Origin of the sequence: Ottowia caeni (genome assembly GCF_050821495.1) — a bacterium.
Taxonomy (GTDB): domain Bacteria; phylum Pseudomonadota; class Gammaproteobacteria; order Burkholderiales; family Burkholderiaceae_C; genus Ottowia; species Ottowia caeni.
Genome location: NZ_CP151081.1, coordinates 1 through 11606 on the forward strand (window position 1 = coordinate 1; position 11606 = coordinate 11606).

The 11606-nt window shown below is 62.4% G+C and carries 15 protein-coding genes; 3 read left to right on the forward strand and 12 right to left on the reverse strand.

The features are described 5' to 3' along the window. Nucleotides 1–170: 170 nt before the first annotated feature. The 8 genes from AAAK34_RS19730 to AAAK34_RS19765 all read right to left on the reverse strand — a co-directional run bounded on the left by AAAK34_RS19730 (nt 171) and on the right by AAAK34_RS19765 (nt 5187). The gene (locus AAAK34_RS19730; protein WP_431778060.1) at nt 171–1334 is read right to left on the reverse strand and encodes a replication protein RepA; all 1164 of its coding nucleotides are present in this window, start codon (nt 1332–1334) and stop codon (nt 171–173) included. A gap of 52 nt (nt 1335–1386) precedes the next feature. Continuing rightward, nucleotides 1387–1692 carry a hypothetical protein gene (locus tag AAAK34_RS19735; protein WP_431778061.1) on the reverse strand — a complete coding sequence of 102 codons (306 nt, stop codon included), beginning with the start codon at nt 1690–1692 and terminating at the stop codon, nt 1387–1389. Continuing rightward, complete coding sequence (locus AAAK34_RS19740) at nt 1689–2714, reverse strand: ParB/RepB/Spo0J family partition protein (protein ID WP_231698538.1); 1026 nt, start codon at nt 2712–2714, stop codon at nt 1689–1691. Before AAAK34_RS19740 ends, AAAK34_RS19735 begins: the two co-directional genes overlap by 4 nt. Nucleotides 2715–2728: 14 nt before the next feature. Beyond that, nucleotides 2729–3490, reverse strand: a complete 762-nt coding sequence (locus AAAK34_RS19745) for a ParA family protein (RefSeq protein WP_231698539.1) — start codon at nt 3488–3490, stop codon at nt 2729–2731. A 540-nt stretch (nt 3491–4030) separates the two neighbouring features. Further along, nucleotides 4031–4276, reverse strand: coding sequence for a hypothetical protein (locus AAAK34_RS19750; protein ID WP_231698540.1), 246 nt, complete (start codon nt 4274–4276; stop codon nt 4031–4033). Between the two features lie 32 nt (nt 4277–4308). After that, nucleotides 4309–4677 carry a hypothetical protein gene (locus AAAK34_RS19755; protein ID WP_231698541.1) on the reverse strand — a complete coding sequence of 123 codons (369 nt, stop codon included), beginning with the start codon at nt 4675–4677 and terminating at the stop codon, nt 4309–4311. Then, complete coding sequence (locus AAAK34_RS19760; RefSeq protein WP_231698542.1) at nt 4664–4849, reverse strand: hypothetical protein; 186 nt, start codon at nt 4847–4849, stop codon at nt 4664–4666. Before AAAK34_RS19760 ends, AAAK34_RS19755 begins: the two co-directional genes overlap by 14 nt. Then, nucleotides 4828–5187 (reverse strand): transcriptional regulator KorA, encoded by a 360-nt coding sequence (locus AAAK34_RS19765; protein WP_231698543.1) that lies wholly within the window; start codon nt 5185–5187, stop codon nt 4828–4830. The genes AAAK34_RS19760 and AAAK34_RS19765 overlap by 22 nt, the downstream gene beginning before the upstream one ends. Nucleotides 5188–5347: 160 nt before the next feature. Here AAAK34_RS19765 and AAAK34_RS19770 point away from each other — a divergent pair, with 160 nt between their 5' ends. Then, nucleotides 5348–5866, forward strand: a complete 519-nt coding sequence (locus AAAK34_RS19770; RefSeq protein ID WP_231698544.1) for a TrbM/KikA/MpfK family conjugal transfer protein — start codon at nt 5348–5350, stop codon at nt 5864–5866. Nucleotides 5867–5888: 22 nt separating this feature from the next. Here AAAK34_RS19770 and cadR read toward each other — a convergent pair whose 3' ends face one another. Continuing rightward, nucleotides 5889–6332 (reverse strand): Cd(II)/Pb(II)-responsive transcriptional regulator, encoded by a 444-nt coding sequence (gene cadR, locus AAAK34_RS19775; RefSeq protein ID WP_231698575.1) that lies wholly within the window; start codon nt 6330–6332, stop codon nt 5889–5891. Nucleotides 6333–6415: 83 nt separating this feature from the next. Between cadR and AAAK34_RS19780 the strand changes: the two genes are divergently transcribed. Next, nucleotides 6416–8656, forward strand: coding sequence for a heavy metal translocating P-type ATPase (locus tag AAAK34_RS19780; protein WP_231698545.1), 2241 nt, complete (start codon nt 6416–6418; stop codon nt 8654–8656). 1 nt (nt 8657) lies between these two features. Here AAAK34_RS19780 and AAAK34_RS19785 read toward each other — a convergent pair whose 3' ends face one another. Together AAAK34_RS19785 and AAAK34_RS19790 are read right to left on the reverse strand one after the other, a co-directional pair. After that, nucleotides 8658–9968 (reverse strand): heavy metal sensor histidine kinase, encoded by a 1311-nt coding sequence (locus AAAK34_RS19785; protein ID WP_263462732.1) that lies wholly within the window; start codon nt 9966–9968, stop codon nt 8658–8660. After that, nucleotides 9965–10651 (reverse strand): heavy metal response regulator transcription factor, encoded by a 687-nt coding sequence (locus AAAK34_RS19790; RefSeq protein WP_231698546.1) that lies wholly within the window; start codon nt 10649–10651, stop codon nt 9965–9967. Before AAAK34_RS19790 ends, AAAK34_RS19785 begins: the two co-directional genes overlap by 4 nt. A 147-nt stretch (nt 10652–10798) precedes the next feature. Between AAAK34_RS19790 and AAAK34_RS19795 the strand changes: the two genes are divergently transcribed. Then, a complete protein-coding gene (locus AAAK34_RS19795; protein WP_231698547.1) occupies nt 10799–11134 on the forward strand; it encodes a DUF4148 domain-containing protein in 336 nt (111 codons plus the stop codon). 76 nt (nt 11135–11210) lie between these two features. On the opposite strand, the gene AAAK34_RS19800 is transcribed toward AAAK34_RS19795, so the two are convergent. Continuing rightward, the gene (locus AAAK34_RS19800; protein WP_231698548.1) at nt 11211–11603 is read right to left on the reverse strand and encodes a hypothetical protein; all 393 of its coding nucleotides are present in this window, start codon (nt 11601–11603) and stop codon (nt 11211–11213) included. Between the last annotated feature and the right edge of the window lie 3 nt (nt 11604–11606).

Below are 11606 nucleotides of genomic sequence, written 5' to 3' on the forward strand. Positions count from 1 at the left end.
GACCCCTATCCACAGCAGCGAGAGTAGATCGCACCGTTGGTTACAGGGGATGGGGTGGCCTTCGGACGGCCTGACGGCCTGACGGCGAGAGTAGATCGCACCGCGCACGGGCCGGCGCCGAGAGTAGATCGCACCATGCGAAAGGCCCGAGCACGACGAGCGACGAGCGTTCAGAACAGGTCGCCCTGGCCCTTGATCTGCGGCACGTGCGGCTTGGACGGGTGCAGGATCAGGCCGCGTTCTGTCACGTCGAACCTGGCCTCGGGGTAGATCTCGCGCACAACGTTCAGCGCCGGTTTGAAGCTCTTGTTGCGGAACTCGCGCACCGCCCGGCTGGGGTCCTTCGGGTCCACCGCGTAGTTGGAGCCGAACTGCAGCATCAACGCCTCCCACGGCACCGGCCGGGTGGAGCGCTCGATGTAGCTCATGCGGTACGTCATCCACGTGTAGAGGTCCATGGCCACCGGTGAGCCGCGCAGCGCGCGGTAAGCGCGCAGGTCGATCGGCACCGGCCGCTCGATGATTTCCGCGAAGAAGCGCGCGCTGAGCACGACACGGGAGCGCCAGCGCCCGGCCATCTCGCGGCTCTGCGGCGTCCACAGGCGGTTGTCGTCCTCATCGTCCCGATCGTCTCCATCCCCATCCCCATCCCCATCCCTGGCATCGGCGGCCGGCGCGATGGCCACATCGCCGGCGGCTTCGTCCAGCAGCTGGGCCGTCTCCCTGTCCATGGACGCCTCGTCCACGATCAGCACGTTGCGCAGGTTGAACGAGCGCCCGCGGTCGCCGGTGTACGTGGCCGTGATGAGCGTCGAGAACAGTCGCTCCATCTGCTCGGAAACGCGCGCGTTGGCGCCGCGCTTGCCGCCGCCCTGCTGGATGCCGAGCACGTTGCGCAGGAACGAACTCAGGCTCTCGCCCAATTCAAGCTCCGGCGAACCGGTGCGCACCGCCTCGGTGGTGATCCAACTCATCAGCAGGCGCGGGTAGACGCCGTAGGGCAGACCGTTGTCGTTGCCGCCCATCATGCGTAGCACATAGTGGCCGTTGCGGCGCTCGAAGATCGGGCTCTTGGGGTCCTTGTACGGCAGGGTCGCGTTCACCAGCGCGCGCGCCATGAAGCCCAGCGCGCCGGCCTTCTTCGCTTCCTCGGTCTCGATCGCAAAGGACTCGTCAATCACGTCGTGAACCCACTTGGGCATCGGCGTGCTGGCGCGGTAGTCGAGCGACAGCGGCCTGCCGTCCTGCTCGGGCGCCGGATTGGCCCCGGCGCCGCGCGGCGGCCGGGTGTTCGAGGCGTCGTGCGCGCTCCCCGGGAGATCCTTCTTCGTCATAAAATCCCCTTGCAACATTCCTGTTGCGGACTAACTGTTTGCCCGGCGCTCTTCATGGAGCGCCGGTTTTTTGTGCTGTGCGCGGCCGTGGCTGGCCCCGCTTTGGTCTTGTCCCGGCCTCCGCCGCCTCCAGCGTCTTGGCCTCGCGGTACGCCGAGAGCAGCGCGTTCATTCTGGCGACAGTGTTCCACACCGCCTGCGCCGTGACGTGGTGCAGTTCGGCGGCATACTTGTAGGTCTTGCCTTCCTGAATCACCAGCCGCGCGGCCGCGATGCGCGCCTCGCTCAGGCGGCCGATGCGCACTGCGATCAAGTGCAGCGCCGCGAACTCACCGGGGTCGAGCGGTCCCAGCTTCATGCCGACTGCACCAGACGCAGGATTTCGGCGAGCTGGAAGCGGCCCGACTGGCCCGCGTCCACCCCGCGCAGGAAAGCGGCCAGCCGCAGCGCGCCGGCGCCGGCGGTGCCGAACACGCGGCTGTCGAAGCCTTCGAAGACCGCCCGCCCGGCCTTGGCGGCATTGCAGCCCTGCTCGAAGTATTCGCGCAACTCCTCGCACGCCTTCTTCTGCTCGGGGGTGAGCGCGGCGGCGATGGCCTTGGCATCGCCCGTCCTGGCCTGCGCATAGAGTTCGCCCAAGTCGTGCCTGGCGGCCTTGGCCTTGTTCGCGGCCGGCTTGATCCTGGCGCGCACCCGCTGCACCTTCTCCCGCGAGTCGCCCTTGCCGAAGTTCCTCTTCAGGTCGTCCACCAGTTCCTTGGCCACGAAGGGATCGCGTGCTTCGATCTGGCGCACGTCGCTGATGATGGCCAGGTCGGCGGTCACGCCCTCGGTCACCAGCCGCTGGGTCTGCTCGGGCAGCTTGTTAAGCGACAGAATCTTGGACACCCAGGAACGGCTCTTGTTGCGCTTGGCCATCACGGCGTCGATGCTGCCCAGCTGCTCCAGATCCTTCTGCAGGCGGCGTGCAAGCTCCATGTTGGTCAGGTTCTTGCGCTGGATGTTCTCGGCCGCCTGGATGTCCTCGGCCTGCTGGTCGGTCAGATCGCGCACCATCGCCGGGATGGCATCCAGGCCGGCCATTTGCGCCGCCCGCACGCGCCGCTCGCCGGCGATCAACTCATACCGCTCGCCCTTCCTTCGCAGAAAAATCGGACTGATGACGCCGACTGCCTTGATGCTGGCCGCCAGTTCCGGCAGGGGGTTGTCCTCGTCCTCCAGTTCGGTGCGGATCTGCGGCCGCATGTCGATCAAATCCAGCGCAACCGGAAACTGCTGGGCTTCGTCGTCCGTGAAAAAGGCGGAGACCGAATCGCCCAGCCCTTCGATGGCGCCGGCGAAGATGTTCGCACCGGCGGGTTTGGTGGATTTCTTGCTCATGCTCTGTCTCCCCCTCACTTCACCCGCTTGAGGATCAGCCGGCACGCCGCCCGCCATTCCTTGCCCGCCGCCAGGTGCCCGCCGCCTTGAGTGGAGTGCCACACCGGCTTGCGCGCCGCCACCGCCTTCTTCACGGCCGCCCGCGAGGGCAGGGTGGCCTCGATCAGCACCGCATCGCCGTAGCGCTGGCGCAGCATGGCCAGGCCGTCGCGCTCGGCAGTGCTGCGCGTGTTGGTGTTCACCGGCAAAAAGCCGATGTGCTTGGCGTGCTGGTTGACGCCCTTCTGGCGCAGCGCCTGCATGGTCTGCATGAGGTCGCCCAGCCCGGCCAGTTCGTACACGCCGATGGACAGCGGCGTCACCACATAGTCGGCGGCCGCCAGAGACGCCAGCAGTCGCATGCCCAGCAGCGGCGGCGTGTCGATCAGGCACAGGTCGAACTGGTCGGCGAATTGCTGCAGGGCCGCGCGCGGGCGCTTGACCACGCTGTTTTCCGCACGGTCCACCTCCAGCAGCGCGGCATCGGCGCGCACGATGCCCAGGCCCTCGTCCACCATCTCGATCGCGGCATCGGCGGGCAGGGCAGGCAGGTACAGCTGCGAAGCCACGATGCCGTGGCCGCCCGTGCTGGGGAACGTCATGGACAGGCTTCCCTGCCGGTCCATGTCCACCATCAGCACGCGCTTGCCGTCTTCGTGCGCGGCATAGGCCAGGTGCGCGGTCAGCGTGCTCTTGCCAACGCCACCTTTCTGGTTAGCGGTCACCAGAATTTTCATGCTCTCACTCCTGTTGATTTGGATGTTCGGACTAACTGACGATCTCTTTTTTGTAAGTCTGCATTGTAGGACGGCGAGGGCCCGCAATCAACCTCTAGGAGTGTATTTAATACACCTATAGAGGTGTAATGCAACAGCTGCGAGGCCTACCTGTTTCTCGCCGAGAAAGGCCGGCCATCGTGCGCCGTCGCCGGCCTGTACCTTTGCTGGCGCGCTCGCATTGAAGTATTCGTACAGGTACGAATACTAAAGAATCTGCTATCGCGCGCGGCTCTTTTGGACTCCGCAGGCTTCGCCTCAGCGGGCATGGTGGCGTGCTTGACCGCCGCCAATCGAGATCGGGGGGTAGCCCGGGGAAAGACCCTTGCCCCTGGCGTGGGCGTTGGCCGCGCGGACTCGCCCAGCGCATAGCCCTGCGCCGAAGCGATCCGCCGAACCACGCTTTCCAGTCCCTGCAACTCCTTCAGTTCCTCGCCGGTGTGCGCGCGGCCGGCGCGCATGCCGACCACCTGCCGCGTCTGCGCCGCCAGTGCCTCCCGCTCACCGCGCACCCGAACCGGCCTCTCGCCGCGCCATCGCGCGCTGGTACTGCTCCGACAGCTTCGAGGCCAGCACGTAGCACGCGAAAGACGTGAGCGGCATCACGACGAAGCAGATGAACCGCGATTCGCTGCGCTGCATTAGCAGTCCGCCTAAGGTGGCGATGCCGGCGCTAAACGACAACAGCCGCAGCACGGCCACGCACAGGACGATGGGCAGTCGAAGCCAGCCGAGTAGCAGGTCCATACATCACCACCTTTTCCGTGCGTGGGCCGGCGTCACGGCGAAGCGCCGTGCAGCTTGCCGCGCATGCGCTCGACGTCGGCCCGCGTCAGAACCGACAACACGCACAGGCGCTGCAGCGCCGCGTCGATGCGCGTGCCGCCTGCCCCGCCGGTGAAATCCCAGGTGAACGGGCGCGAGCTGAACAGCGCGGCCACGTCCTCGATCCTCGCCTCCGAATCGGCCACCTGATCGACCAGCCGCAGCAGCAGGCGGCTGGCGGCATTGGCCGCCGCCACGCGCGCACGCTGGCCAGGATCGGCGTCCAGGGCCAGGGCCACCGCCTCGGCGGTAAGCCGGTCCAGATCCTGGCCCACCGCCGCGCGCGCCTGCCACAGCCGGCTTTCCCGCTCAAGGGCATCCATGCGGGTCCTTTCCGGGCGCCAGGACGCCAGCGCAGCGCGCATCGAGCAGTCGCGCCAGCAACTGCGCATCGTTGGCGGCATCTACCGGGTCGCGCACCAGCGCGCCGCGCAGGGCGTCCCTGAGCCAGCGGGAAGCGGCAGGGTCCCGCATCACGCGATCGATTTCTTCCATCCTTTGTCCAAGAGGTAGCGTTCGAGGCGCTTGCGCGTCTCGGCGATGAATTCCACCGGCGCCACGATCGTGGCCTCTTCCCAGCCTGGCGGCACCAGCACGGGCGCATTGCTGCGCAGTTCCTCCACCTTGTCCATCACCTTGTTGCAGGTCCGGGCCAGCGGCTGGTAGGTGAGGTTGTCGCCGCGGGCCACGACTGAGACCGCCTCGCCGTCCACCAGCACGCGCTGCACGCGCTCAATCGTGGCCGGCGCGATCCTGAAATACGACACCGCCTCTTCAAGCTCCTTCAGCGTGCAGCGCTGCGGAACACGTTTTTTCAGGGGGGTGTCGGTCATGTCGGCCTCATGGGAGATGTTGAAAACTACACCTCATTTTACACCACATAATTAACCTAAAAAAGGGGAATATGTATCGTTTATCAGAACATAAAAGGATATTAACTATCGTTTGACAATACAATGAAAGCCCAAAGGCGACACAGGCAAGAGGTTTCTCATGGCAACACCGCGCACCAAGAATCTGCTGCCCGCCCTGGCCTTGGCTCTGTGCAACATCGCCCAGGCCCAGGCAGACCAGAGCCCGGACATGGAACTGCTCACGGGCGATACCCGCCTGGCGTGCGAAGCCATCCTGTGCCTGTCCACCGGCGAGCGCCCCAGCGAGTGCCAGCCCGCCATCCGGCGCTATTTCTCCATCGTCAGGCGCACCCTCGGCAAGACACTGGGCGCGCGGCGCGACTTCCTGAACCAGTGCCCCACGGCGAAAGAGGACGGCTACACGCGCCAGTTGGTCAATGCACTGGTGGACGGCTCCGGCCGCTGCGACGCCGCCGCACTCAATGGGCGCGGCTGGATGCCCGCCGGTGGCGACAACGGGTACTACATCTCCAATGCAATGCCGGCGAGTTGCCAAGCCTACTACGACAACGCAGGCCTCGACGTGGGTTCAGTCCGCCCGATCTATGTCGGCCAGCCCGAGCGCGGCGGCCGCTGGGTTGATCCTGTGAATCAATGAAGAGACTGCCCCCACAGCTGCATCAATGCGTGCCGTGCAAATGAGGCCAGTTGGGTGATAGAGGCTTTGATACAGACGCGTGGTCGAGGCCGCTGAGAATGCCGCATTCGGCGACCGCATGCGGAGACGTGCAGCGCGCGCGCAACGCCTTCAGGTCCCTCTCCAGCACGCGGAGTTCGCGAATGCGTTGCGCTACATGGCCAATGTGCTCGTCAAGCAGTGCATTGATCTCGCCACAGTCTTGTGCAGGCGAATCGCGAAGCTCAATCAATGCGCGGATCTCGTCCAGGGTCATATCTAGCCCGCGGCACTGGCGGACGAATGCTAGCCGCTCAACATGGATTGGCAGGTAGAGGCGGTAGTTATTCTCAGCCCGCGCTGGTGGCGGAAGCAAGCCCTCTCGCTCGTAAAAGCGGATGGTTTCAACTGGCGTTCCAGTCGCTTCGGCCAGTGCTCCAATCTTCACGGGCAAATCCTACCTTTCTGTATAGAAGGCTTGACTCTACACCGACTACAGGGTTTTCAATATAGAAAAAGCAAGGATCATCCATGAAGCACTCTCACACCGATCAAGGATCTGCAGTCGCCATCAGCGACGATTGTTGCGGAACCGGGCCCTCTGAAAAGGTTCGTCTTTCCGGTACCACGGCAAAGGTACAAGGTCGAAGCTTTCGAATCCCCACGATGGACTGTGCCGCTGAGGAAGCTGAAATCCGCCGAGCCCTTGACGGCTTGCCCGGTATCCGCGGTTTGCGATTTCAGCTTGGTCAGCGAACCTTGACCATCGATGCCGATGAACCGTTGATGGCACCCGCACTGGAAGCCATCCGCAAGGCAGGGTTTGATCCACAGCAAGTTCGTGCAGCAGATTCAGGTGATGCGCACTCTGAAGGCGATGGTCACAACCACGATCCTGTCCGAGGCCAGTTGCCCAAGCTGGCTGCCGCGCTGCTCCTGGCTATCGCTGCCGAAGTTATCGGGTACTTCGCTCCGGAAACCGCAGTCTGGCGCGCCGCTGGCCTCGCCGTAGCAGGGGTCGCGATATGGCTGGCAGGTTTTGACGTCTACAAGAAGGGGTTTGCAGCCCTGCGGCATGGCCGTCTGAACATCAATGCGCTGATGACAGTCGCGGTGACGGGGGCATTCGCGATCGGCCAGTGGCCCGAGGCCGCGATGGTCATGGCCCTGTATGCGATCGCCGAGGCGATCGAAGCACGCGCGGTCGATCGCGCGCGCAATGCCATCAAGGGGCTGCTGGACATGGCGCCCGACCAGGCCTCTGTAAGGCAGGTCGATGGCAGTTGGAAGGTCGTGCCTGTTGCCGAAGTCGTCGTCGGTGCGTTGCTGCGTGTGAAGCCAGGCGAACGTGTGCCTATGGACGGCGTAGTTCGTTCTGGTCAAACAAGCATCAATCAGGCACCCGTCACCGGCGAGAGCATTCCGGTCGATAAAACCACTGGTGACTCCGTCTTTGCTGGCACGATCAACGAATCAGGCACCTTCGAATTCGAGGTGACCGCACTGGCATCGGATTCGACGCTCGCGCGCATCATCCATGCCGTCGAAGAAGCTCAGGCAACACGGGCGCCGACACAGGGCTTCGTTGACCGCTTTGCCGCGATCTACACCCCGGCAGTTTTCGTGATTGCGCTGGCAGTCGCGTTGCTCGGCCCATGGCTGCTCGGCTGGACCTGGATGCAGGCAATCTATAAGGCCCTCGTGCTGTTGGTCATCGCATGCCCGTGCGCGCTGGTCATCTCGACACCGGTAACCATCGTCAGCGGCCTTGCTGCAGCAGCCCGTCGCGGCATCCTGATCAAGGGCGGCATCTACCTTGAAGAAGCACGCAAGCTCAAGGCCATCGCGCTGGACAAAACCGGCACGATCACCGAGGGCAAGCCTCGGCTCGTGGATTGGTCCGTCATCGATGCACAGACTGAAGCAGCGGAAGCGGAGCACGTTGCCGTTGTCTTGGCCAGCCACTCCGACCACCCCGTTTCGCGTGCGATAGCCGCCGGTCTGAAACCCAGCGACGTCGAGGCAAGGGATTTCACAGCGCTGGCTGGAAGGGGCGTGCAGGCCAATGTCGGCGGCGTGACCTATGTGCTTGGCAACCACCGCCTGATAGAGGAGCGGGACCAGTGCTCACCGGAAATCGAGGAGCAGTTGAAGCGGCATGAGGAAGCGGGCCGCACCGTTACGCTGCTGGCCAGGCCGGAGAGGGTGCTTGCGTTGTTCGCTGTCGCCGACACGATCAAGCCTTCGTCGCGCGAGGCCATCGCGTCGCTGCAAACGCTGGGCATCACTCCCGTCATGCTGACTGGCGACAACCAGGCTACGGCCACGGCCGTGGCGCATGAAGCCGGCATCGCCCAAGCGCGCGGCAACTTGTTGCCCGAGGACAAGCTCGAAGCGATCAAGACTTTGCAGCGCGATCTTGGGTCTACAGCGATGACCGGCGACGGCATCAATGACGCACCTGCTCTAGCCCAGGCCGACATTGGCGTGGCCATGGGTGCGGCTGGAACCGATACGGCAATGGAAGCTGCCGACGTGGTCGTGATGAACGACGACCTACGGCGAATCGCAGAGACGGTGAAGCTGTCGCGATCAACTCACGCGGTACTGTGGCAGAACATCGTTCTGGCGCTGGGCATCAAGGCCATTTTTCTTGTGCTCGCCGTTTTCGGCAGTGCAACGATGTGGATGGCTGTTTTCGCGGACATGGGGGCAAGCATGTTGGTCGTGCTCAACGGGCTTCGACTTCTGAATGCGGTTCAAAAAACATGAATCAATCAGGCAGCACAAACCCAATGGACGTGACGCCATCCCTTGATTCAGCCAGGGTTCGCCCTCTGTGCATACGGGCGATGGCGGAAACAATCGCCAAGCCCAACCCGTGATTTCGGACTGCCTCCGTGCGCGCGGAGTCAACGCGATAAAAACGATTGAATAGATACGGCAGATGCTCGTCCGGAATGGTATTACCCTGATTCACCACTCGTAGAGCCACTTCGGCATCGTGCCTATTGATCTTCACAACAATCGTGCTCTGCGGAAGCGCATGCCGAGTTGCATTTCCGATGAGGTTGGACAGTGCACGTTGCAAGAGGCGTATATCGACAGCGCAGGCCGCATCGCCGTCAACTTGCAACTGAAGGCCAGCATCCTCTATCGCTGCCTCGTGCAGGTCCGCAACCGCATTAACTAGTCTGGCCAGGCTGTCTACACTCTCTCGGCGGGCCTCTGCCCCACGGTCAGCTTGCGACAGGAAAAGCATGTCCTGCACGATCATCGACATACGTTGCAGATCTTCGAGGTGATCCCCAAGCACGTCCCGTAGCGTCTCGACATCGCGTGCTTTGCGCAAAGCGATTTCTGTGCTTCCCATCAATGTTGCCAGAGGCGTGAACAATTCGTGCGCGACGTCGGCGTTGAACGCTTCCAGTTGCTCATAGGCCGTATGTAGGCGCTCTAGCATTCCATTGACATGAAATACAAGAGGCACCAACTCATCAGGTTGTGCAGAGCCATCCAGTTGATGATGGAGATTATCAGCTTCCAGTGCTTGAATCTGCGACGAGAGATCACGTACTGGTTCCAGGCCGATCTGAACCAATGTGTATCCGCCAATCGCTATCACCACTGCACCGGCTAGCGCAGCCGCAATCAAAGTCTGAGCGAGGCGTTTTAGGACACGATCATCTTCACTGGCGTCAAGACTCAACAGGGCTTGGATGGAGCCGTTGCTGTTCGAAATTTCGAAACGCGCATCGATCGTGCGTTTATCACTAGGTATATTTCCGCTGGCGTAAATCACACGCCCATTAGGTCCGGTCAGGGTCATTCTTACGTCCCTCCGTCCGACCATAGCGTCGTCTAGCTTGTGTGTAAGAGTGGTGAAATCAGGCCCTCCTACCTCAGCAATTAAATGACTTACTTGGATTTTTTGCTGCCTCAGCGTGTCATTTTGCCGATCTTGGAAACTAAGCGCTGTAACGGTATATACCCCCAGGCAAGTCAGAGCCAGCCCTGCCAATGTGAGAAGAGCCATCCAGCGTGCAAGCCGACGCCCCAATGATCCAGCACGCTTTTTCTTCACGATTCTCGCTCTTCTAAGACATAGCCCATTCCACGGACTGTGTGCAATAGTGGTTGCTTAAAAGGTAGATCAAGTTTGTTACGCAGCCGACGCACTGCAACATCAATGACATTCGTACCATGATCAAAGTTCACGTCCCAAACTTGTTCTGCAATTTCAGTGCGAGACAGCACCTCTCCTTTGCGGCGCAATAGAAGTGACAGCAATTGAAACTCTTTGGCCGACAAGTCGATACGCTGCCCGGCCCGAGTCGCACGTCGCCTTCCCAAGTCAACTTGCAGGTCTGCAAGTGTGAGCACAAGTGCGTCAGGAACAGGCGTGTTTCCGGCCGCGCGACGAAGAAGCACTTCAATGCGAGCCACCAGCTCGGAAAAGGCAAAAGGCTTGACAAGGTAGTCGTCTGCTCCAGTTTTTAGTCCTCGTACCCGATCTTCGATCCGATGGCGGGCTGTCAACATGATCACTGGTGTTTGCTTGCTCTGCCTCAGTGCAGCCAGCAGGCCGAAGCCATCAATCCCCGGAAGCATTGTGTCGAGGACGATCAGGTCATAGTTGCCATGCGAAGCCATATGAAGACCGTCTATGCCATTCGCAGCCACATCAATCACGTAGCCCTCTTCAGCAAGCCCTTTGCGAAGGTAGTCCGCGATCTTGGCTTCATCTTCCACGATAAGAAGCTTCATGAGGTGTGCCGATCCTTACCCGGCTTCTCGCTACCTGTCCAAATTGTCATCTTCACGTTTTGCTCCCGTTCGGTGCGGATTTCTACATTGTGTGCATGCCCTCGGGCATGTAGGTATTTTCGATCACACACTGCAAAGGATCTCGCAATGAAATTCACCCATCTTGTCGCACTGCATGCTGTTGTCCTGGCAACGGCGCTGCCCATGGCGGCACAGGCCGATTCGATGTACCATCCTGCTTCCAATGAGCAGGGCTACACCGAACACCCTGATCACTTCAAGAGCACCAAAACCCGTGCTCAAGTGATGGCCGAGGTCGAGGCAGCTCGCAAAGATGGTTCGCTCGCGTTGCTGCAACGCGGCATCCCGCTGCCCATCAAGAGTACCGAGGCGCCGAAAACACGTCAGCAGGTGATGGATGAGATGCGCAACGAATCGCCGGAATCGCGCCGCGCGCGCCAGGAGCTTTATTCTGGCGGTTGATCTAGATGCTTGACCCTCTCGGGCCGCCTCGGCGTCAATGCTCCCGCCCGCGCTCGCCGATTCCTGGCGGCATGGCTCAACGCCCCGCGCCGCGCCTGGTTGCCGGCTGCGTCTGGTTCTGGGCGGGCAGCGCGCCCGCTCGGGTCTTTCGGGCCGCGTCGGCGGCCGCCTGCTGCGGCGGCTGCGTCTTGCCCCGGGCATAGGGTGTGGCCGTAGCCGGCTGCGGGCCGGCCGCGTCCGCGCGGCGCACTTGGCCGAGCGTCTGCCACGCCTCCCCCTGCCCGCTGCCGGCCTGACTGCGTCGCGCCGAGGCCTGCGCCGGGGAATGCGCGCGGTGCACCAGATCATCGAACGTCAGACGCCGAGCCGCGTGGCCCAGCGACTCGGCCAGTTCGGCGCGCATCGCGCGGCGCTTGCTCTCCACCATCTCCTCCGCCGGTGACTTCGGCGCGGGCCGTCTCGTTGCCATGCT

Excerpts from the sequence above, each read along its gene's own strand:
- AAAK34_RS19750 (WP_231698540.1), bottom strand. The coding sequence starts at position 4,276 with ATGGACCTGCTACTCGGCTGGCTTCGACTGCCCATCGTCCTGTGCGTG.
- AAAK34_RS19735 (WP_431778061.1), bottom strand. The coding sequence starts at position 1,692 with ATGAAGCTGGGACCGCTCGACCCCGGTGAGTTCGCGGCGCTGCACTTG.
- AAAK34_RS19760 (WP_231698542.1), bottom strand. The coding sequence starts at position 4,849 with ATGGAAGAAATCGATCGCGTGATGCGGGACCCTGCCGCTTCCCGCTGG.
- AAAK34_RS19790 (WP_231698546.1), bottom strand. The coding sequence starts at position 10,651 with ATGAAGCTTCTTATCGTGGAAGATGAAGCCAAGATCGCGGACTACCTT.
- AAAK34_RS19770 (WP_231698544.1), top strand. The coding sequence starts at position 5,348 with ATGGCAACACCGCGCACCAAGAATCTGCTGCCCGCCCTGGCCTTGGCT.
- AAAK34_RS19730 (WP_431778060.1), bottom strand. The coding sequence starts at position 1,334 with ATGACGAAGAAGGATCTCCCGGGGAGCGCGCACGACGCCTCGAACACC.
- AAAK34_RS19755 (WP_231698541.1), bottom strand. The coding sequence starts at position 4,677 with ATGGATGCCCTTGAGCGGGAAAGCCGGCTGTGGCAGGCGCGCGCGGCG.
- AAAK34_RS19780 (WP_231698545.1), top strand. The coding sequence starts at position 6,416 with ATGAAGCACTCTCACACCGATCAAGGATCTGCAGTCGCCATCAGCGAC.
- AAAK34_RS19800 (WP_231698548.1), bottom strand. The coding sequence starts at position 11,603 with ATGGCAACGAGACGGCCCGCGCCGAAGTCACCGGCGGAGGAGATGGTG.
- AAAK34_RS19765 (WP_231698543.1), bottom strand. The coding sequence starts at position 5,187 with ATGACCGACACCCCCCTGAAAAAACGTGTTCCGCAGCGCTGCACGCTG.
- AAAK34_RS19740 (WP_231698538.1), bottom strand. The coding sequence starts at position 2,714 with ATGAGCAAGAAATCCACCAAACCCGCCGGTGCGAACATCTTCGCCGGC.
- AAAK34_RS19745 (WP_231698539.1), bottom strand. The coding sequence starts at position 3,490 with ATGAAAATTCTGGTGACCGCTAACCAGAAAGGTGGCGTTGGCAAGAGC.
- AAAK34_RS19795 (WP_231698547.1), top strand. The coding sequence starts at position 10,799 with ATGAAATTCACCCATCTTGTCGCACTGCATGCTGTTGTCCTGGCAACG.